Source organism: Paradesertivirga mongoliensis (assembly GCF_024436395.1).
In the GTDB taxonomy this organism is placed as follows: domain Bacteria; phylum Bacteroidota; class Bacteroidia; order Sphingobacteriales; family Sphingobacteriaceae; genus Paradesertivirga; species Paradesertivirga mongoliensis.
In genome coordinates this window covers 235842-256084 of the sequence record NZ_JAFMZO010000001.1, presented here as the reverse complement: position 1 = coordinate 256084, position 20243 = coordinate 235842, and the positions used below count along the sequence as shown (strand labels likewise).

Annotated in this window: 18 protein-coding genes; 14 read left to right on the top strand and 4 right to left on the bottom strand. The window is 43.8% G+C overall.

What is annotated here, in order from left to right; all coding sequences use genetic code 11:
• The 4 genes from J3P43_RS00780 to J3P43_RS00765 all read left to right on the top strand — a co-directional run.
• The coding region (locus tag J3P43_RS00780; RefSeq protein WP_255897895.1) for a GIY-YIG nuclease family protein at positions 1-220 on the top strand (220 nt) is incomplete at its 5' end.
• Between the two features lie 379 nt (positions 221-599).
• Positions 600-2447, top strand: a complete 1848-nt coding sequence (locus J3P43_RS00775; RefSeq protein WP_255897893.1) for a rhamnogalacturonan lyase — start codon at positions 600-602, stop codon at positions 2445-2447.
• 36 nt (positions 2448-2483) lie between these two features.
• Positions 2484-4802, top strand: coding sequence for a glycoside hydrolase family 95 protein (locus J3P43_RS00770; RefSeq protein ID WP_255897891.1), 2319 nt, complete (start codon positions 2484-2486; stop codon positions 4800-4802).
• A gap of 239 nt (positions 4803-5041) precedes the next feature.
• A complete protein-coding gene (locus J3P43_RS00765) occupies positions 5042-5632 on the top strand; it encodes a hypothetical protein (protein WP_255897889.1) in 591 nt (196 codons plus the stop codon).
• 31 nt (positions 5633-5663) lie between these two features.
• On the opposite strand, the gene J3P43_RS00760 is transcribed toward J3P43_RS00765, so the two are convergent.
• Positions 5664-5900, bottom strand: coding sequence for a hypothetical protein (locus J3P43_RS00760; RefSeq protein ID WP_255897887.1), 237 nt, complete (start codon positions 5898-5900; stop codon positions 5664-5666).
• A 404-nt stretch (positions 5901-6304) separates the two neighbouring features.
• Between J3P43_RS00760 and J3P43_RS00755 the strand changes: the two genes are divergently transcribed.
• Positions 6305-7027 (top strand): hypothetical protein, encoded by a 723-nt coding sequence (locus J3P43_RS00755; protein ID WP_255897879.1) that lies wholly within the window; start codon positions 6305-6307, stop codon positions 7025-7027.
• Between the two features lie 4 nt (positions 7028-7031).
• On the opposite strand, the gene J3P43_RS00750 is transcribed toward J3P43_RS00755, so the two are convergent.
• Positions 7032-7622: a hypothetical protein gene (locus J3P43_RS00750; RefSeq protein WP_255897877.1), complete on the bottom strand. Its 591-nt coding sequence runs from the start codon at positions 7620-7622 to the stop codon at positions 7032-7034.
• Positions 7623-7739: 117 nt separating this feature from the next.
• Here J3P43_RS00750 and J3P43_RS00745 point away from each other — a divergent pair, with 117 nt between their 5' ends.
• From J3P43_RS00745 to J3P43_RS00715, 7 genes are all read left to right on the top strand, one after another.
• Entirely contained in the window at positions 7740-8174 is a 435-nt protein-coding gene (locus tag J3P43_RS00745) for an HYC_CC_PP family protein (RefSeq protein WP_255897875.1), read from the top strand.
• A gap of 106 nt (positions 8175-8280) precedes the next feature.
• Positions 8281-9579, top strand: coding sequence for an efflux RND transporter permease subunit (locus tag J3P43_RS00740; RefSeq protein ID WP_255897873.1), 1299 nt, complete (start codon positions 8281-8283; stop codon positions 9577-9579).
• The gene (locus J3P43_RS00735; RefSeq protein WP_255897871.1) at positions 9572-11509 is read left to right on the top strand and encodes an efflux RND transporter permease subunit; all 1938 of its coding nucleotides are present in this window, start codon (positions 9572-9574) and stop codon (positions 11507-11509) included. Before J3P43_RS00740 ends, J3P43_RS00735 begins: the two co-directional genes overlap by 8 nt.
• A gap of 76 nt (positions 11510-11585) precedes the next feature.
• The gene (locus J3P43_RS00730; protein ID WP_255897869.1) at positions 11586-12758 is read left to right on the top strand and encodes a TolC family protein; all 1173 of its coding nucleotides are present in this window, start codon (positions 11586-11588) and stop codon (positions 12756-12758) included.
• A complete protein-coding gene (locus J3P43_RS00725; RefSeq protein WP_255897867.1) occupies positions 12736-14070 on the top strand; it encodes a heavy metal-binding domain-containing protein in 1335 nt (444 codons plus the stop codon). The genes J3P43_RS00730 and J3P43_RS00725 overlap by 23 nt, the downstream gene beginning before the upstream one ends.
• 18 nt (positions 14071-14088) lie before the next feature.
• Positions 14089-15285, top strand: coding sequence for an efflux RND transporter periplasmic adaptor subunit (locus J3P43_RS00720; RefSeq protein WP_255897865.1), 1197 nt, complete (start codon positions 14089-14091; stop codon positions 15283-15285).
• An 11-nt stretch (positions 15286-15296) separates the two neighbouring features.
• Positions 15297-15839 carry a DUF3347 domain-containing protein gene (locus J3P43_RS00715; protein WP_255897863.1) on the top strand — a complete coding sequence of 181 codons (543 nt, stop codon included), beginning with the start codon at positions 15297-15299 and terminating at the stop codon, positions 15837-15839.
• Between the two features lie 41 nt (positions 15840-15880).
• On the opposite strand, the gene J3P43_RS00710 is transcribed toward J3P43_RS00715, so the two are convergent.
• Positions 15881-17554: an IPT/TIG domain-containing protein gene (locus J3P43_RS00710; RefSeq protein ID WP_255897861.1), complete on the bottom strand. Its 1674-nt coding sequence runs from the start codon at positions 17552-17554 to the stop codon at positions 15881-15883.
• Positions 17555-17564: 10 nt separating this feature from the next.
• Positions 17565-18353, bottom strand: coding sequence for a hypothetical protein (locus tag J3P43_RS00705; protein ID WP_255897859.1), 789 nt, complete (start codon positions 18351-18353; stop codon positions 17565-17567).
• Between the two features lie 135 nt (positions 18354-18488).
• Between J3P43_RS00705 and J3P43_RS00700 the strand changes: the two genes are divergently transcribed.
• The gene (locus tag J3P43_RS00700; protein WP_255897857.1) at positions 18489-18776 is read left to right on the top strand and encodes a hypothetical protein; all 288 of its coding nucleotides are present in this window, start codon (positions 18489-18491) and stop codon (positions 18774-18776) included.
• A 378-nt stretch (positions 18777-19154) separates the two neighbouring features.
• A complete protein-coding gene (gene rhaT / locus J3P43_RS00695; RefSeq protein WP_255897854.1) occupies positions 19155-20231 on the top strand; it encodes an L-rhamnose/proton symporter RhaT in 1077 nt (358 codons plus the stop codon).
• Positions 20232-20243 lie beyond the last annotated feature (12 nt).

The window sequence follows — 20243 nt, the reverse complement described above, 5'->3', positions numbered from 1 at the left end:
AGGGTCACTGGTTCGAACCCAGTATCTCCCACCAAGCCTCAGAGAGATCTGGGGCTTTTGTATTATAAACCTAATGTTTGCCGTCTATATTCAGTATTCCCAATCATTGGACAAATATTATGTTGGTTGTACCTCAGATGTAAGCGAGCGATTAAAGAAACATAATACCAATCATTCTGGCTTTACAGGAAAACTGGATATTCTGAAGGAGACTACTTAGAACTAATCTTTTGTTCATAGCACAAACATAAGCTCAAATTTCTGCAGGCGTACGTGCTTGAAAAACCGTTTCCGGGTTTTGCGAGTGTTTGCGAGAACTTGCCGAAGATTGCGAACTGGGTGCGGCTTTGTTCGGGGCGTGTTCGGAAAAAGAGGAGGGCTGGTTCGGAAATTTCCGAAGCCTTTCCGAACCTGTTCCCTTCTTGTCCCCTACAAGGGATCTCTCTTTGTCTCGTGGAAGTGACACACGACAGTGGGTAAAAATCTTACTATCCTTTGTATTTTTATCTGATTCAAGAACCATTATGAAATCCCATATTCAGTATTTTTTGCTTTGTATCCTTCTATGTCTAAGCCACTATTCAGTCTGTCAGCGTCAGATGGAATACCTGGACCGAGGCCTTGTAGCTTTTAGGAAAGACGAGAAAGCAGTATTTATGAGCTGGCGTAAACTGGCCACCGATCATCCTGATACCAGGTTCATTATTTATCGCAAAATCGGAGGTGGCTCAGGAGTGATGTTGAGCAGGAATTCAGAAGCCACGAACTTCGTCGATTCGCTGGCAGACTGGTCTGAGAGTATCACCTATTCAGTCGTTCCTGTGCTTCAAGGCAAGCAACTTAAAGAAACCGGTACTTACACTTTGCCGGCAAATGCACCCATCAGACAGTATCTGCCGATAGCAATTAAACAGCCTCCTGGTGGTATGACAGGTACACAGAAATATTCATACAATGCCAATGATTTAAGTGTTGGTGATCTGGACAATGATGGAATTTATGAATTGATTTTAAAATGGGATCCTAGCAATGCAAGGAACCCACCTCAAACGGGCATAACAGCCAACACATTCCTCGATGCCTATAGGCAGGATGGAACATTACTCTGGCGTATTGATCTTGGAAAAAATATACGGTCGGGGGCGGCATACACACAATTCCTTGTCTATGATTTTAATGGTGACGGAAAATCTGAAATGATTTGTAAGACGGCCGATGGTACCATTGACGGAAAAGGTAAAGTAATAGGAGATTCCACAAAAGACTGGCGGACTCTATCGACCGCTGACAGCCGTTTTTATGGGAAGATAGTTAATGGGCCGGAATACCTCACTGTTTTCGATGGAGTCACCGGGAGCGCTTTATCTACCGTAACTTATACTCCGAGCCGGTATCCGCTCGATGGCTGGGGCGGAATTGGAGGCAACGGAGGTAATGATAGTACCGGAAGTCGCTCTGATCGCTTTACGGCATGTGTAGCATACCTCGATGGAAAACTTCCAAGCGCAGTGATGGTGCGAGGCTGGTATGGTCGAACGGTGCTTTCTGCCTGGGATTTTCGCAATGGTAAACTTACCCAACGCTGGATCTTTGATTCAAAAGATAAAGATAACCCTTATTCGGGTATGGCTAATCACAATTTATCTGTAGCCGATGTAGACAGCGACGGAAAGGACGAAATCTGTGTAGGGGCGATGACTGTTGACGACAATGGAAAAGGGCTGTATACAACCGGCCTGCGTCACGGCGACGCAGTACATTTGTCGGACATGGATCTCTCAAACCCAGGATTGGAAGTGTTTGGAATCCATGAAAATGAGGATAGAACTATTGCTCTTAATACTCCCGGCGTCGCAATGTTTGATGCCCGTACCGGAAAAGTGCTTTGGAGTTTGTTCCCGGGTGTAGATGTTGGAAGAGGTGTTGCTGCAGACATTGATCCCACACATGCCGGATTTGAAAATTGGGGCGGCCCCGGCGGCTTACGTAATAACAAGGGTAAAACGATTACCAATAAAGTTCCTTCATCGCAGAATTTCGTAGTATGGTGGGATGCTGATCTGACCAGAGAATTATTAGATAAAAATCGAATCGATAAGTGGGATTGGAAGAATGAGACAACAATAAATCTGTTAACTGCTGAAGACTGCGTGTCGAATAATGGAACTAAGGCCACTCCCGCACTAAGTGGAGACTTATTGGGAGATTGGCGTGAAGAAGTGATATGGAGAACCGAAGACAATAAAGAGCTCCGTATTTATAGTACTGTTATCCCAACGAGTTACAGTTTGCCAACACTGATGCACGATCCTCAATACCGTTTGAGTATCGTCTGGCAAAATGTAAGTTATAATCAACCACCGCATACCAGTTTTTTTCTTGGCCAGGGAATGAAAATGCAGCCAAAGCCGAACATTGTTATAAAGACCCCAACCTCTAAGAAGTAAGTCTTTATTACTATAATTGTGCAATAAACCATTATAATGAACCGCATCAATTTCGTTCTCTCCATCCTTTTCAGCTGTGCTGCCATTGCCTTAAAGGCCCAACAATCGCCTGGCGAACTAAAAATCTGGTTCAACCATCCTGCCGGAAGCTGGAACGAAGCATTACCTGTGGGAAATGGGAGACTTGGTGCCATGATTTTTGGATACCCTTTCGCCGAGCGATTGCAGCTAAATGAAGAGACAGTGTGGTCTGGGCAGCCGGCAGATTTTGTAAATCCGGAAGCTAAAGCGGTGTTACCTGTGGTTAGAAAGTTACTTTTCGAGGGCAAGTATATCGAGGCTCAGAAACTGGCGCAGGAAAAAATGATGGGAGACAAAAAAGAAGGAGCGAGCTATCAAACGCTTGGAGACATGCTTCTTGACCTGGAAGTGCCAGAGAATGCTCGTAATAGTATCACCAACTATCGCAGAGAGCTCGATTTGGAAACTGCCGTAGCAAAAGTGGTTTTTAGTGCCGGGAATATCACATACACAAGAGAGATTTTTTCTTCTAAGCCCGGTGAGGCTCTTGTTGTCAGACTTACAGCAAGCAAGCCTGGGTCTCTCACCTTTAATCTCAGGCTTCAACGGCCGGGTGAAAAAGCGTTGATTCAATACTCTGGCACCGGAATCAGTATGTCTGAACATACGAATAGCGGTGTTGGAGTGAAATTGGTTTCGAAAGCTGCGCTGACTAATGAAGGGGGTACTGTTCAGGCTACATCAACACACTTAAGAGTGGAAAAGGCAGATGCTGTGACTATCCTCCTTACTGCGAATACCGACTACCGGAAGGGTGATCCAGAATCATTATCGCAAACCCAGCTCAACAACGCATTGAAGTACGCTTATGCGGATCATCTTAAACTACACGTAGCCGATTATCAAAAATATTTTAAGCGGGTGAATCTTGATCTGGGACAGACCAATGGCATATATTTTCCCACAGATGCTAGGCTCACCGCCATGCAAAACGGAAATACAGATCCTCAGCTCATTAAGTTGTATTACCAGTTCGGCAGGTATTTATTGATAAGCAGTTCGCGGCCGGGAGACTTGCCGGCTAATTTACAGGGAATTTGGTCGGATGGGTTATGGGCACCATGGTCTGCCGACTACCACATAAACATTAATATCCAGATGAATTACTGGCTTGCCGAACAGACCAACCTGTCTGAGATGCATCAACCCTTCTTTGATTTTATCGAGGCTCTCCGTCCCGATGGAAGAAAAACTGCCCGGGATATGTATGGAATGAAGGGGATTGTTGCTCACTATACAACTGATGTATGGCATTTTACCGAAACTTCGGGGAACGTTCAGTACGCCATGTGGCCCATGGGAATAGCATGGAGCGCCCAACATCTGTGGGAGCACTATTTGTTTACAGAAGATAAGGCGGCGCTTCGCTCGCAGGGCTATCCGATCATGAGAGAGGCTGCAGAATTTTGTCTAAACTGGTTAACGAAGAACCCGGCGACGGGCCAGTTGGTTTCAGGGCCTTCTACTTCGCCCGAAAACACGTTTCTTACCAAAACAGGCGAGCGTGCTACTATGGTGATGGGCCCTACTATGGACCATATGATCATTCGTGATCTGCTCGAAAACACGATTGCCGCCAGTAAAATTTTGGCACGGGATGCGGCTTTCAGACGCAGAATGGAAAAGGCACTAGGCGGGCTTGCGCCTACTAAATTAGGAAGCGATGGAAGAATCATGGAGTGGACTGAAGAATTTAAAGAGGCAGATCCGGGCCACCGGCATATTTCTCATTTGTTCGGTTTACATCCCGGAAGGCAGATAACCAGTCAAAAGAATCCAGAGTTATTGGCGGCAGCGCGGAAGACGATCAATCACCGGCTTGCAAACGGGGGCGGACATACGGGCTGGAGCCGTGCATGGATCATTAATTTCTTTGCAAGGTTGCAAGACGGTGAACAAGCTTATAAGAACTTAATTGCGTTACTTCAAAAGTCAACCCTTCCTAATTTGTTTGATACACATCCGCCCTTTCAGATTGACGGTAACTTTGGCGCTACTGCAGGTATCACCGAAATGCTTTTGCAGAGCCATGCAGGCGAAATTCATGTGCTCCCTGCGCTGCCAGCAGCCTGGCAAAAAGGGTATATCCACGGCCTTTCGGCACGAGGGGGCTTTGATGTGGATATTGATTGGGATAATGGAAAGCTTACAAGACTTACTATTCTTTCTAAACTGGGTAACCCGGGCCTGATCCGTTTTGGCGAAAAAACTGTTAGCATATCAACCGTAAAAGGCGGTAAATACGCCTTTGATGGCAATCTGAATCCTTTATAAATAGACACAAACATCATTTGATTATGCCTGTGTTTCATCAGTTATAATTTCTCCTTAGAAGTCCTTGTTCTGAAACAAAATAAAATTCGGGCTGTTGTTTTTTTATCTACCATCTGATAATGAGAATGATTGCTTTATCGACCTAAACGAATATGATTAAATAATTACAAGTTAAGCTAAGCAGCTCTCTCATTATAACGCTGTAGAAAATATTTGAACAAAATATTATACAGGTTACTATGAAAAACTTTTTACTTGCATTGTTGCTATTGCCGCTTATTGGTAATTCCCAACCTATCCAGATTGAATCCTTCTACGGAATAAAATTCGGGATATCACGACAAGAGGCTTTACAGACCGCAACAACTCTGGGCGCCTCTGTATCCTCTATCGATGAATTCGAAGAACTGGCGTATTTAAATAATCTGAATTTTGCAGGAACTAAGAGTAGAATGGCCTACCTCAAATTTGTTGATAACAAGTTTTATGAGGGAATAATTGAATTTGATGTCAATCAAACCAATTTTGCACACCTTTACGAAAAAATGAAGCTGGCTTTAAGTAAAAGCTATGGATATGGAAAAGATTATTCATGGATGGAACGACCATACTATTTTGGCGATGGCAGTGAGTTTTTCGCTTTGCAAGAAAAAAAGGGGAAGTTTTGCCACGTATGGGCAAAAGGGAAACTGATTACCTCTGATGATTTTATAATAATGGAGATAGGAGCCGACAGGGTTCTACGAATTGTTTTTCAGAATCATCAATATGCAAGTATGGCGTCTAGAAAATTCGGCCGACTTGGAGCAAACCATACGTCAAATAAATAGGAATGAATAACGGCGTTTTAAGAATACCGGTCTAAAGCTTCTCATTTAGCAGCTCATGAATCTCTTCATTGTCAAGCTGCAATAAAAGTGAGCCGAAAAATACTGCAGTTTTATCCTGAGCCTGAAACCGTTGCAACACTGCCCGTCTGATTTGGTTGTGATCAAGTTTTCCTTCTTTAAACGTACGCTTAATAAACTCTACGAAAGCATTGCTCCGGTTGTTCTTGTGCTCCTCCAGATAGCCCGAAACAGTGTTTTTAACATCCATTTCCGATCCGTTAAAGTGTTGAATAAATGGAAAATGACAGAGCCAGAAGTGTCAAAATAATATACATCAGTATATCGAACTTTCTGTTTTGTGCTGGACTGAATTTGTGTTTCTGTGAACTCGGGCTGTAGGTTTTAAGGATCATATTCAGATGTTTTAATCAGTGTGTTTCTCTAGTGCAATTCTTGGACCAAAAAGATACCGAAAGCGATTCGGTAATTTATTTTCGTCTATTGAAAAAAAATGTAGTATGTATTGAATGATTAAGTGTTTGACGCACAGTATTTAGAACACCGTGTAGTATTTTAAATTCAATGCGCGTCTAAAAGCATTAATCTCACCGCCGATCGTGTTAATTACTGTTAAAATTTCCCGTTCGAGGCACACACAAGATATCTTTATACATGCCTTTTCGTGTTCTGCTTACCTTTATGATCGTTATTCCGGTTTTTACAGTAACTGCTCAAACTCAAATGGATGCCAGGGTGTTGGAAATAGGCTCGGCCAGTCCGTTGGCTGGTGTGCAAATAACCAACGTAAATTTGGGGAGCTCTGTTCTTAGTGATATGCAGGGGAGATTCCGCATCAGCGTGCGTAAAGGAGACCTGCTTGTTTTGACCTTGTATTCATATGTTTCTGATACGGTTTTCGTAACCGATGTAAAAACAAGAGATTTCTTTCTTCAGGCAATTTCCCATCAACTGAAGGATGTGACCATAACTGGTGTCAATACCCAACTTGGTTCACTGGTAGACAAGGAGACTTTTCGAAGAAATACAGGATATCAGCGCAATGATGATGGGACGATGAAGGGAGGGCTTACCTTCAGATTAAGGTATTGGAATAAGGATTCGAAAAAGGAACGGCGCTCGCAGCGCAAAATAAGAGACTATCTGGTTGAGGAAGAAATTGACAGAGTTTTCAGCGTATCTTACATCGAAAAGCATACTCCGCTCACAGGAGATGAGCTTTTAGATTTCAGGGGTTTGTACAGGCCCACGGTTAAGGCGTATAAATCGCCAGATTTTCACCTGCTATTATACCTGAATCAATCTTATCGCCATTTCAAAAGCCTGCCGCCCGAAAAACGGAGACTTCCGAAGCTCGAACCCTTTGATCCGCGTTAGCCGCTTATTGAAAGTAGATATCTACGTAATCAGTTAACATCCCTCCTTCGCAGTTTATCATATCCTGCAGTCGCCAATACTTACGGTTTTTAGTGGTTTTAAAGATTTTAGTTCCAGTCCTTACACAAGGCTCCCCGCCGTTAACAGTTTCGACTACCGATTTAATCTCTCCCCTAAATTGCAATTCGCTGGCCGAAATTTGCTTTATCAGGCCCCTTATGGTAATGTAGTCGTTGTTTTTTCTGCTCTTCTGTTGCCCTTCAATAGAAAACCATCCATCTTCAGCCGGTTGAATCATGACACTGCCGGGCTCGTCCCAGCTGATCCATTGCAGCGTGAACTGGTGTTTGCCGGGCCTGAGCTGTCCATCAGGTTGCGAGGGAGGCTGGCTTTTTGTTGCAGGCGGTTCGGCTACCAGGGTGTCTGGCTTAGCAGAAATTGTGTCGGAAGCAGCGTTCTTCAGACTATCAATTTGCTTTTGGAGATCTTTAGTTTGTTTTCTTAGTTCCTCAATTTCATTATTCGTTGGATTAGAACATCCGGAGCATATTATTATCCAGAAAAAAGAAACGTTTAAAAACTGTATTGCATTCATGTCTTAATAATACCCATTTCATTAAATTAGTTTGATCTGCACTGAACCAAAATCTTACAACATACTGTCAAAATTTTATAAATCTTAGATAAAAAAACTTTCTATATTTGCCTTGTAATGAAAATATTCCGTAACTATATCGCGCTTGCGCTGGTTTTGCTGATTACAGTTTCAGCAACAGGAATAAATATATCGTTACATAAATGCTGCGGTTCAATTCAGGATTTTTCGTTGTTTGGCAAGGCTAAAGAATGTAAAATGGCCCAAAAAACGACAGCAAAGAGTTGTCCGGTTAAGTCAGAGAATTCCTTTACAAAAGACGCATGCTGCGATAATCAGCAAATATCTCTTAATCAGGTTACCGACAAAGTATCTCCAAAAAATAATCAGGTAAAAGACAAGGAGCAAAGCTTTGATGTTTTGTTTGTTTATACTTTATTTAACAACTGGTTCGGTTCTTCAGAAGGCCAGGACCAGAAACAGGACGAGCCGTCTCCCGGCTTATTTATCGTCGAAGCACTAATTCTTCTGCTTCAGCAATTCAGAATATAGGAATAATTTACCGTCGAATAGTAGTCTGTTATAGACTGCGAAGTGCTCAGGCGTACGCTTTGTGATGCTACGTCAATCTCAAATCTATTTTTTTTAATTAATTCTCATGATTGAGAAACTGATTGCTTTTTCGTTACGCAACAGGTTTTTGGTTCTGCTGTTTTCGTCGGCAATATTTGTATGGGGCGTTTATGCTATTCGCACAAATAAGATCGATGCTATTCCAGATCTGTCCGAAAACCAGGTAATTGTTTTCACCGAGTGGATGGGCCGGAGCCCGCAGTTGATCGAGGATCAGATTACCTATCCGCTGGTCACCAATCTGCAGGGTATGCCGCAGGTGAAATATGTTCGCGCCAGTTCCATGTTTGGGATGAGCTTTATCTATGTAATTTTCGAAGATGAGACAGATATTTACTGGGCCCGGTCGCGGGTACTGGAACGATTGAATTCTTTGGGAAATGCCTTGCCCGACGGCGTTGTGCCAACCATGGGGCCCGATGGCACAGGCGTGGGGCATATTCTCTGGTATACGCTTGATGCTCCCGGAATGGATCTAGGCGAGCAGCGGGCAATTCAGGATTGGTACGTCAAGTTCGCTTTGCAGAATGTAAAAGGGGTGAGTGAGATTGCCTCTTTTGGCGGTTTTCAGAAACAATACCAGATCAGTATCGATCCGAATAAATTGAGTTATTACAAACTCAGCCTCCCAGACGTAATGCGCTCGGTAAATTCGAACAATAATGAATCCGGGGGGAGGAAGTTTGAGATGAGCGACATCGGCTACATCATCAAAACAACCGGCTACCTCAAATCAATTGAGGAGATTGAAAACCTCGCTATCAAAACCCAAAACTCTATACCGGTACGTATCCGGGATGTAGCAAGGGTTGAAATGTCTGGCGAAAGCCGCCTGGGGATTTTTGATTATAATGGCGAGGGCGAAGCGGTAGGCGGAATTGCAGTGCTCAGGTATGGCGAAAATGCTGATGAGGTAATTGACCGCCTGAAAGAAAAAATGAAGGAGGTAAGCAAGGGTTTACCCGCCGGCGTAAAATTCAATATTGTTTATGACAGGGGCGAACTGATCGAAGAATCAATTTCTTCCATTAAAACAACCTTAATAGAAGAAATGATTGTGGTTTCGCTGATAGTGCTGGTATTTCTCTTGCACTGGAGAAGTGCCATCAGCATTATTATCCAAATTCCAATCACTATAGCAGCAAGCTTCATTTTGCTAAATGCGTTTGATATCAGCTCAAACATCATGTCCCTTACGGGGATTGCACTGGCTATAGGTGTTATTGTAGATAACGGAATTATTATGGCGGAAAACGCCTATAAGCACCTGGCTATGCGGCAGGCAGAGCTAAACGCTGCCAGTAGAGGAGGTTCAAATGTTTAACAGATTGAAGGAATATTTTGCCCGAAAGGACAACTACGTTAAGGTGCCCGAAGAGGAGCGTTTGCAAATCATTGAGAAAGCGTCGAAGCAGGTGTCGAGGGGTGTTTTTTATTCCACTATAATTATCATCACTTCATTCCTGCCGGTTTTTATGCTGACAGGCCAGGAAGGAAAGCTATTTCATCCGCTGGCGTATACCAAAACATTCATTTTGTTGATAGACGCGCTGCTGGTAGTAACGCTTGCGCCGGTTCTGATATCATTCTTTATGAAAGGCCGCTTCCGGGCAGAACACGATAACCCTATCAACCGGAAACTGGAAGGCTGGTATGAGCCCTTAATAAGGCGCTGCATAAAATACCGGAAAACAACCATAGGTATCAATATCCTGGCGGTTTTGATTAGCATCCCTTTACTCATGAGTATGGGCCGCGAATTTATGCCTCCATTGGACGAGCAGTCTGTGTTATTTATGCCTGTGACCCTGCCGGATGTTTCCAACTCGGAGATTAAGCGTATTCTTCAGGTTCAGGATAAGATCATCAAGTCTGTTCCCGAAGTGGATAAAGTTTTAGGAAAAGCCGGAAGGGCGAGCACAGCCACTGACAACTCTCCTATTAGCATGATCGAAACCATCATCATACTGAAGCCCAAAAGTCAGTGGCGCGATGGTCTTACAAAGAAGGAACTGATCAATGAATTAGACAGTAAATTGCAAATTCCGGGGGTGGTAAACGGCTGGACTCAGCCGATAATCAACCGTATTAACATGCTTTCTACCGGGATTCGTACGGATGTGGGACTAAAGGTTTATGGACAAGATCTGCAGCAGATCGACAAACTTTCTAAACAGATCCAATCGCTTTTGCAGAACATTGATGGTGTAAAAGATCTATATGTCGAGCCGGTTTCTGGCGGTAAATACCTTGAGATCGACATTAAGCGTGAACAGCTGGAGCGCTATGGCTTAACCGTCGACGATATAAATGCAACCGTGGAAAGCGCCATTGGTGGAACTCCTTTTGCTGCCACCGTTGAGGGGCGCCGTCGTTTCAATATCAGTCTGCGCCTTGGACAGGAGTACCGCAATAGTTTAGAGCGCTTAAAGCGGATCCCATTGAATTCTCCGGAGGCCGGTACCATTCCGCTATCTGCGGTAACAGAGATTCGTTTTGTAAACGGGCCGCCGATGATCTCATCTGAAAATGCGATTCTTCGGGGAGCGGTGATGTTTAATGTGCGCGACAGAGATCTGGGCACTACCGTGGAAGAGGCAGCTGCGAGACTGAACAAACAATTGGATCTTCCCGGAGGCTCATTTATTGAATGGAGCGGCCAGTACGAAAATTTAATCCGCGGGCAGCAAACTCTTATCTACATTGTTCCGATAGTGCTTTTAATTATTCTCCTCTCACTGTATCTGGCTTTTAAATCCTTACGGGAAGCATTTCTCAGCTTAATTACCATCCCATTTGCGCTCATCGGCGGAGCTTATCTCGTCTATTTCTGGGGAGTAAACCTCTCTGTTGCGGTGGCCGTAGGATTTATTGCCCTGTTTGGAATTGCAGTCGAAACCGGGGTCGTAATGGTGATTTATCTGAACGACGCTATGAAGCAGTTAGTGGCATTAAGAGGGAATTCGAGTGAGACAATCAGCAGGGAAGAATTAAAGGAATTTGTTATCGCAGGTGCGGCAAAGCGCCTGAGACCAAAGATTATGACGGTATGCGTGGCCCTTTTTGGATTGATTCCGGTGCTATGGTCGCAGGGAGTTGGCAGCGATGTGATGCAGCCTATTGTGCTGCCAATGATTGGAGGTGTGCTGACTTCTTCCATTCATATTCTAATCGTTACGCCGCTTATCTTTTTGATGACAAAAGAGTATGAACTGAAAAAATTTGGAAAAATGGAGGTGCATGATGGACATTAGAAATAAATTAATTCGAGGAAGCGTATGTTTTTTAGTGTTATGCGTCGTAGCGCTTAACGCTTTAGCTCAGCAGCCTATGGGTTTACCACAAATCCTCGCTGAAATTGAGTCGAACAACCCTTCTCTCAAAGCATACGACAGCCAGGTAAAAAGCCAGGAAGCGCGGTTAGAGGGCGCCGGCGCCTGGATGGCTCCGATGGTAGGTGCAGGAACCTTTATGACACCTTATCCCAGGCAAATGATGTCCGAAGAAGATAAAGGTGCCTTCATGATTTCGGCTGAACAAGACATCCCAAATCCTGCAAAGATTATAGCAAAGCGGAAATACCTCGAAACTTTGGCCGAAACGTATACACTTGGCAAATCAGAGCGCTTCAACGAACTGCGAAGCCGGGCGCGGCAGCTGTATTTTGATCTGCTTATTGCCAGCAAGCGGATCAAGTTTCAACATGAAGGCAGGCGGATTATGCAAACCATGAAAAGGCTTGCCGAAATCCGGTATCCCTATAACCAGGGAAGATTAAACGAGGTTTTTAGGGCAGAAGGTAGATTGGCCGAAGCAGAAAACATGTTAATCATGACGGAAGGCCAGATCCGTACCTATAAAATTGCCTTAAATGCATTGATGAACCGCCCGGCCACAGCTGTGTTGGAGATTGATACCAATTATAAAGTTTCCTTTCTGCCTATGGCTCAGCTAGATTCAAGCTATCTGGCCGAAACCCGCAGTGATATCCGCCACATGCAGCACAATATTCATTCCATGCAGGCTAATATCAATCAGATGAAACAGGAGGCAAAACCTGACTTTCGGCTTCGGTTTGATCATATGTCCTCCTATTCAGCCATGATGCCAAAGCAGTTCACAGTTATGGGTATGTTATCTATTCCCATTGCACCCTGGTCGTCGAAAATGTATAAATCCGAGATTAAATCGATGAATTTTGAAATCGAAGCCATGCGCCAGCAAAAAACGGCAATGCTTTCGGAGATGCTGGGGATGGCAAAATCTATGGAAAGCGAATTGGGATCCATGGAAAAACAATTGGATAATTATGAGAAGAAAATTATCCCCGTGTTAAAAAAGAGTCTTGATGTATCCATGCTTTCTTACCAGGAAAATAAGATGGATCTGGCCATGGTAATAGACAGTTGGGAAGCACTGAACATGACCCGAATGAATTATACAGATGCTTTACAGCGATACTATAAAATGATTACGGAGTATGAAAAAAGCATTGAGAGATAGCCTTAAATACGCTGGGTTGTTTGTATTTCTGGTGTTCATGTTCGCCTGCTCGAACGGCTCTATAGAAAAAACGGGAAAAGCTGCTGTGAAATATACCTGTCCTATGCATCCTCAGATAGTTACAGAAGAACCAGGCGCTTGCCCTATTTGCGGGATGGATCTGGTGCCCGCGAAATCCCACGATGCAGACGACACCGTAACTGCCGGACTTGAAGACATTATCAGGCCAGTCGATCGGATCGTGCTTTCAAATATAAGAACCGTGCGGCCAAGCGAAGGTGTACGGACCGGCGATATTCAGATTCAGGGAATTATTAACTACGATACCAACAACTGGAATACGGTGTCAAGCCGTGTGAGTGGCCGAATCGAACGCCTGTATGTTACCTACAATTACCAGTACGTACGCCGCGGGCAAAAGCTGATGGATATTTACAGCCCCGACCTGGCCAGCGCCCAACAAGAATTACTCTATTTGAGAAAAAGCGGGGACAAAGCACTTTTGGAGGCTGCAAAAACAAAGCTTCGTGTTTTGGGTGCGTCTAACCAGCAGATAAACACAGTGCTTCGTACCGGAAAGATTAACTACCGTTTTGGTGTGTATAGTCCTTATTCCGGATATGTAACACAGCAGAGAACAGCTTCAGTGGCCGATCCGGCAATGCAAGCCAGCGGTACTGTGATTGGTTCTGAAGGTGCTGAGTCGTCGATGGGCGGTATGGGTGGCCAATCGGCAGGAGATTCGCCTCAGCTCCCTAAAGTGGAAACTAATTCTCCTTTGCAGCTTCGCGAGGGTCAATACATTGGCCAGGGGCAAAAGATAATTGATCTGATAAACGCAAGCTCGGTTTTTGCCGACTTCTTTGCATCAACAAAACAATTATCTGGTTTGAAACGGGGAACTCCGGTTCAGATAACTTCCATAGATAATCCATCTCAAAAGGCTTTAGCGAAAATTACCCTGATACAACCATATTACGCAGAAGGGACGAGTTTCCCTTTATTGAGGACAAGGATTAATAATGCCGGACAAACATGGAAGATTGGTCAGCTAATTACCGTTAAAACGGATGCAGACAGCAAATTTGGAACCTGGTTACCCCGTACTGCTGTGCTCCAGTTAGGCTCGCGGTATGTTGCGTTCGTAAAAAACGGTGAAGCTTTTGAGCCTGCTTATGTTTCTCTGCTCGACCGCCGCGGTGACTGGGTAGACGTCGGGGAAAGCATCAGTAAAAAGGCCGAAGTGGCTGTAAATGCCTGGTTTATGGTAGATAGCGAGAGCTTTGTAAAAGTAGATAGTTTAAGAAATTGATATTAGAGCATAGATGATATGAGGTTCAAACGCTTAAATATAATGTGGATATGCTTGCTAGCGGTAAGTCTTTTGTTTGCGTGCACCGGGCCAAAGCCGTCAGCCGATCATTCCTCGCATGCGGGCGAGAAGTACACCTGTCCGATGCATCCCCAAATTGTGCAGGATAAGCCGGGTACATGCCCTATTTGCAAAATGGATCTCGTGTTAAGTACCGATAAAAGCAGCGATTCGGCTTCGCTGATGCTGAGTGAGAGCCAGATGCAGCTGGCCAACATCAAGACTATCCGGGTTGGCGAGGGTAGCTTCAGCAGCTCCAAAGTCTTAAATGGCCGCCTCATCACCAATCCGGAGCACACCGAGGTGGTGTCAAGCCGGGTGGCGGGGCGTGTCGAAAGGTTGTTTATCCGAGAAACCGGCAGAAAAGTGTCGGCAGGGGAAGCTATATTGCAAATCTATAGTGAGCAATTGCAGGTTCTGCAACAAGATTACCTGCTTCAGTTAAAACAGGTTGCGGCCTTTCCGGGCGAAAAGGTTTACCAGTCGCTGCGCGAAGCAGCGCAGAATAAACTTAAACTTTTCGGATATTCGAATGCCCAGATCAAAGCATTAGAGCGAAGTAGTAAAGTGTCGCCAATTCTCACGGTATATGCTTCATCTTCGGGTGTTGTAAATGAGATTAACGTTTCGGAGGGGCAATATGTATCCGAGGGAAGTCCGCTTTTGCGCCTGGAGAATTTTAACCGCCTATGGCTTGAAGCAGACGTCTATCCTTCAGAAATAGAACAGGTCAGATTGGGGTCAATACTAACCATCACCATAAATGGGATGCCGGAGTTCAGTGCAAATGCAAGGGTTGACTTTATCAGTCCGGCATTAAACCCATCCACACAACGATTAAACATCCGCGCAGTTGTTAACAATGCTGAAGGCAAACTTCAACCCGGTATGCAGGCAATAGCCCTGTTAAGTACAGGAAGCGTTTCAAAAGCCGTAAGTTTGCCACTGCAGGCGGTGATTCGCGATGAGAATGGTGCACATGTATGGATAAAAACATCCGATCATACATTTACATCCCGTAAGGTAACTACCGGCCCGGAGGACCAGAGCCAGATCGTAGTAATCAGCGGTATAAAAAACGGGGAAGAGGTGGTAAGTTCGGGGGCCTACTTATTGCACAGTGAATATGTATTAAAAAAAGGAATAACACTATAAATTTGAATCATATGAAAATGAACACCATTTTGTTAAGCAGCCTTGCAGTAGCCATTGCTGTTTCAACCGCCTGTACATCAGAAACACCGAAGGAAAATGCCGCGGAGCACGAAAGTCATGAATCAGAAAATATGGCTTCGGAGGCTGGTAACCCTGAGTTTAAGGATGCAAAATCTCAGGAGGTATATCAACATTATATTCACCTTAAAACTGCCCTGGTAAACTCGGACGGGAAAGAGGCACAAGCCGGTGCTTCTGCATTGAGCACAGCTTTGACTGACGCCGGTAATAAGAAGGCGGCGGATATCTCGTCTCAGATTGCAGCGTCGGCTGATATAAAAGCGCAACGAGACAATTTCGATGAGCTAACCGCTGAAGTGGAGAGTTTTGTTAAAGGCGCAGGATTGAAATCAGGAAAGATTTACAAGCAATATTGTCCGATGGCAAAGGACGGCGATGGGGCCTATTGGTTAGCCAGCGAATCGGACATTAAGAACCCCTATTACGGCGACGAGATGCTTACTTGCGGAGAAGTAAAGGAGGAGATAAAATAAACAAAAAAGCCCGGTGTTTCCGGGCTTCTTTTTTTTATAAACTAATTTGTTGCTGTAAAATTGGCCGAGCTTACAATTGTTTGCCCGTTACTTATTACGGTTATTTTCATCGCTCCTAAATTCAGGTTTGATGGTACTACGACTTTCAGCGTAGACTCGGTTGCAATGATCACATTGGTCTGAATGGTGCCGAACCTAACGGTAGTGTACGGGCTAAAACCCGAACCCGAAATGATTATCTCAGTTCCGGCAACCCCAGACGTGGGTGAAAACGAGGTTATACTTGGCGCAAGAACGGTAAAGTCTGAGCTTGATTCGGCGGATTGATTTCCATATTTCACGGTTATTTTACTGTCGCCGGGTACCGCTCCGAATGGAACGTTCACTTTCAGTGTTGTGGCTGTGGTATTACTAGTATAAGTCGACAATGAGCCGAAATACACCTGATGAGAAGAACCAGGCATGAATATCCCTTGTATGGTTACTTCTTTACCTACTCCTCCTGATGAGGGCGAGAAACTGCTCAGGGTTAAATTCTGTACCTTAAGGGTTTGTGGCGCTTCTACTGTGAATGGCCCCTGTTTCACTGATACTTTATAATCTCCTGCTGGTAAACTAACAGGAATTGTAGCCGTTAACTGTCCGGTTGACATGATAGAAACCGAAGCTGGAATACCGCCTATAGTTACACCGAGGTTGCTCGACGAGTAGTAATTGGTCACAAAATTATTTCCAAATATCGAAAAGCTGCTGCCCGGCAAGCCCGAAGCCGGCGAAATGGCTGTAATGGTATGCGGTGTAATAGTAAACTCGCCAGGTAAGGTAGTTTTGATGCCGTTAAATTCTACTGATACAGCAAACTTGGCATCGGTGATGTTACCTGGAACCGAAACGCTTATTCCGCTTGAATTTTGGTTGGATATCGCTACCTGGGTTTGCCCGAAATATACCTTAAGCGAGTTGTTGTAATAGTACGAGGACGGTATATTGTCTCCGGTAATCAGGATGGAGGTACCCACTGTTCCAGCTTTTGGACTAAAATCTTTGGGTGTAGGATTTATAGTGAACACATTCTGCGATCCATAAATATTATGTCCGCCAAGAGCGATAGTTATATTCACCTGGTTAGATCCATTATTGGAAGTATTAATGCCCGTGGGAACTTTAACCGTAACTTTGGACGAAGTAACCTCCTCTATTTGTGCGGATATACCTGCAAATGAAACGGTGATTTCTTCTTTGGTAAGTTTATGAAACTGTCCGTTTAATGTGATTAAGTCTCCTGCTTTTCCGCTTGAAGGTACAACGCTGCTGTAACTCACAGACGGTATTTGCACCGAGTTTACCGGGCCGTATATCGTGCCGTTACTATCGGTGATATATGCTCTTGCATAAATAGTTTGCGGGTTACTAAAATATGAGAAGGGCTGCACTTCTTTTGAAAACTGCCCTTCTTTTAATTCTGAACCCATTGATACCTTTGTTCCCATCCCGTCGCCTAAACTTGCTGAGCTTCCATAATAGAAACCATAGTCTGTAGCGTTAAACTCACCGGTCGATACAATATTCCCTTTCAATATTATCCGAGATGGCGACAGTGCTTCGATCTCGAGCGTTTGAACTTCCGGATGCTCATTTTGATCTTTCTTACAGCCTGAAACCAGGGTGAATAAAAAGGAGCAAATTAAAATAAGTGATGCTATGTGTCTTTTCATTTCTTTAAAATTAGAGTACATAGCCAAGTCTTATTCCATTGTAATTACTTGTTCCGAACTGAAACGAGTTGTTTTTCTGGTCAGAATTGTCGGTGCTCGAGCCCGATGTGCTACCCGATTGACTAAACTTAACGTTTTTGTGGTTTGTCTGACTAAATCCCAGGCTTAGCTCGGCGCCGACAAAGAAATGCTTTGAAACGTAGTAGTCGAAACCGGAAACGATATTCAATCCGTATTTCAGATAAGCTATTTCCTCTGTTCTGTATATTGGCTGCGTTACGTATTGTCCACCCGTTCCGTTGTAGTTTGGAACCCACATACTGGTGGTAGAATAAGTCGTCCATGCATTTTTGATAGTTGTTTTGACACTTCCATTAGTCAGTTCCTGCTTCGAAGATTTATTCGACACCGCCAGGTCTACGCCAAAATAGGGTGATAACCTGCGGGTGCCACCCAGATGTTTCTCAAAACCGATATTAAATCCGAGGGTTGTGCTGCTTTTTTCGTCGCGGTATATCATAGGGTTTGTGCCATAAGGGTTACCGCTTTCAACATCCGACGAAAGTCTGTTAGCGTGAAAGCCCAAACGCAACGCTGTTCGGTCTGACAAAAATGTCCTGACCTTTATCTGATTTAATGCGTTGGCTAAATTAAGATCACTTTTAAAGGGGTTAACATTGAGTTCGAGCACCCATTTTTTTTGCGCGGCTTTTAAAGCATCGTCGGATTCTGACGAAGTCTGAGCATAGCTAGAGAACGCGACAAAACATGCCACGAGTGGTAATAAAAAGCTTTTCATAATTGTAATAAGAGTTTAGGCCGCTAAGATATAAAAAATGTATTGTCCTGCTGATGGTTGCTCATCATTACACGGGCAAACATTCTCGAAACGAGATTTTTATGACAGAGTTAGCAACAAGTTATATCTTTAATTATGGCAACTACCAATAACATATTACTAAAAGAAGCAAAGGGGAAGATAGGCAAGGATATAGTAGTTAAAAACTACGGCAACAAAACTGTAATCAGCAAGTATCCTGATATGAGCGGCGTTAAGTACAACGACCTCCAAAAACAGAAACAGCGCAGCTTTGCTGAGGCGGTTGCCTATGCCCGTTCTATCATAAGCGACCCGGTTAAGAAAGCGGAATACCAAAAGAAACTGCCTAAAGGTAAACGGGTATATACTGCCGCTTTGCAAGAGTTTTTGAAGCGGTTATAAAGGCTTTAGCTTCGGTCAAGGCAAGCTGTGGGTATACCCATCCTCCGTTTATCCTACGTATTGGTACGTATCAGTCGGTCAATTTCTTTTTATGGTGATTGGGGTAAATAGAAGGAAGAATCCGATTCTAACGCATCGGCTCTACAAAATTGCAGAATAAATTCTGCAAAGCAACTTTCTGGAGAAGCCAGCACAATTAAATGATAAAAAAAGGAATTCCTGTAATCGCAAGAAAAATTCAACAGGTTTAAGGTACTGTTGTGAGGTCTTAAGGGGTGCATTTTTCAGTTTTTGCCTATCATGACAGTGCATGACAGATTTAATGCCTGTCTTTTCTATTTTTAACGCCTATTAAATAAACAATTTAAACCTTTATAGATGCAAGCAGTATTAGGAGTTATTTTTCATTTTATCGGCGGATTCGCCTCGGGTAGTTTCTACATTCCTTATAAAAAGGTAAAGGGTTGGGCCTGGGAAAGTTATTGGATAGTTGGTGGGATATTCTCCTGGTTAATTGTTCCACCTTTAGCTGCATGGTTAACTATACCAGGCTACGTTGATATTATAAAAAGCACTGACGGCGGTATTTTAGGCCTAACCTATTTTTTTGGATTGCTATGGGGTATAGGTGGTTTGACTTACGGTTTAGGAGTGCGTTATTTAGGTGTTGCCTTAGGAAGTTCAATCATATTAGGATTGTGTTCGGTATTTGGCGCGCTTATCCCTTCAATATATTATGATCTATATCCTTCTGAGGGAAAAGATACATTCACCGATCTGCTTTCGCAGAACTGGGGTCAAATGGTTTTATTGGGTATCCTGGTTTGTGTAATCGGAATTATTGTATGCGGTAAAGCCGGTACCATGAAAGAGAAAGAGCTTTCTGAAAAAGGGATAGTTGATACCAGTGTTGAATTTAAAATCGGATTAGGTTTATTTGTTTCTATCGTTTCCGGCGTGTTAAGTGCATGTTTCAACTTTGCCCTGGAAGCTGGAAAGCCTATGGCCGAGATGGCTAATCAGGCATGGCAAGCTGCCAATCCGGGCGAGGGAAATTTCTTATTTTCAAACAACGTTACCTATGTGGTTATTTTGTGGGGAGGATTAACCACTAACCTTATCTGGTGCATGATCTTAAATGCACGTAATAAAACTTTCAACGATTATGGTAATAGTAAAACACCATTACTGAAAAACTATATTTTCTCTGCTCTTGCAGGTACAACCTGGTTCTTGCAATTCTTTTTCTATGGAATGGGTGAGAGCAAGCTGGGAAATGGTCCGAGTTCATGGATTTTGCACATGGCTTTTATCATCCTGATCGCAAACGCATGGGGCTTGATATTGAAAGAGTGGACTTTAGTTAGCAAAAAAACATATGGTACCGTGGTTGCCGGAATTGCAATTATTATACTTTCCGTTCTGATTGTAGGATACGGAAATTCATTAAAGTAGTAAACAACAATA

Excerpts from the sequence above, each read along its gene's own strand:
- J3P43_RS00775 (WP_255897893.1), top strand. The coding sequence starts at position 600 with ATGGAATACCTGGACCGAGGCCTTGTAGCTTTTAGGAAAGACGAGAAA.
- J3P43_RS00770 (WP_255897891.1), top strand. The coding sequence starts at position 2,484 with ATGAACCGCATCAATTTCGTTCTCTCCATCCTTTTCAGCTGTGCTGCC.
- J3P43_RS00765 (WP_255897889.1), top strand. The coding sequence starts at position 5,042 with ATGAAAAACTTTTTACTTGCATTGTTGCTATTGCCGCTTATTGGTAAT.
- J3P43_RS00760 (WP_255897887.1), bottom strand. The coding sequence starts at position 5,900 with ATGGATGTTAAAAACACTGTTTCGGGCTATCTGGAGGAGCACAAGAAC.
- J3P43_RS00755 (WP_255897879.1), top strand. The coding sequence starts at position 6,305 with ATGCCTTTTCGTGTTCTGCTTACCTTTATGATCGTTATTCCGGTTTTT.
- J3P43_RS00750 (WP_255897877.1), bottom strand. The coding sequence starts at position 7,622 with ATGAATGCAATACAGTTTTTAAACGTTTCTTTTTTCTGGATAATAATA.
- J3P43_RS00745 (WP_255897875.1), top strand. The coding sequence starts at position 7,740 with ATGAAAATATTCCGTAACTATATCGCGCTTGCGCTGGTTTTGCTGATT.
- J3P43_RS00740 (WP_255897873.1), top strand. The coding sequence starts at position 8,281 with ATGATTGAGAAACTGATTGCTTTTTCGTTACGCAACAGGTTTTTGGTT.
- J3P43_RS00735 (WP_255897871.1), top strand. The coding sequence starts at position 9,572 with ATGTTTAACAGATTGAAGGAATATTTTGCCCGAAAGGACAACTACGTT.
- J3P43_RS00730 (WP_255897869.1), top strand. The coding sequence starts at position 11,586 with ATGGGTTTACCACAAATCCTCGCTGAAATTGAGTCGAACAACCCTTCT.
- J3P43_RS00725 (WP_255897867.1), top strand. The coding sequence starts at position 12,736 with ATGAAAAAAGCATTGAGAGATAGCCTTAAATACGCTGGGTTGTTTGTA.
- J3P43_RS00720 (WP_255897865.1), top strand. The coding sequence starts at position 14,089 with ATGAGGTTCAAACGCTTAAATATAATGTGGATATGCTTGCTAGCGGTA.
- J3P43_RS00715 (WP_255897863.1), top strand. The coding sequence starts at position 15,297 with ATGAAAATGAACACCATTTTGTTAAGCAGCCTTGCAGTAGCCATTGCT.
- J3P43_RS00710 (WP_255897861.1), bottom strand. The coding sequence starts at position 17,554 with ATGAAAAGACACATAGCATCACTTATTTTAATTTGCTCCTTTTTATTC.
- J3P43_RS00705 (WP_255897859.1), bottom strand. The coding sequence starts at position 18,353 with ATGAAAAGCTTTTTATTACCACTCGTGGCATGTTTTGTCGCGTTCTCT.
- J3P43_RS00700 (WP_255897857.1), top strand. The coding sequence starts at position 18,489 with ATGGCAACTACCAATAACATATTACTAAAAGAAGCAAAGGGGAAGATA.
- rhaT (WP_255897854.1), top strand. The coding sequence starts at position 19,155 with ATGCAAGCAGTATTAGGAGTTATTTTTCATTTTATCGGCGGATTCGCC.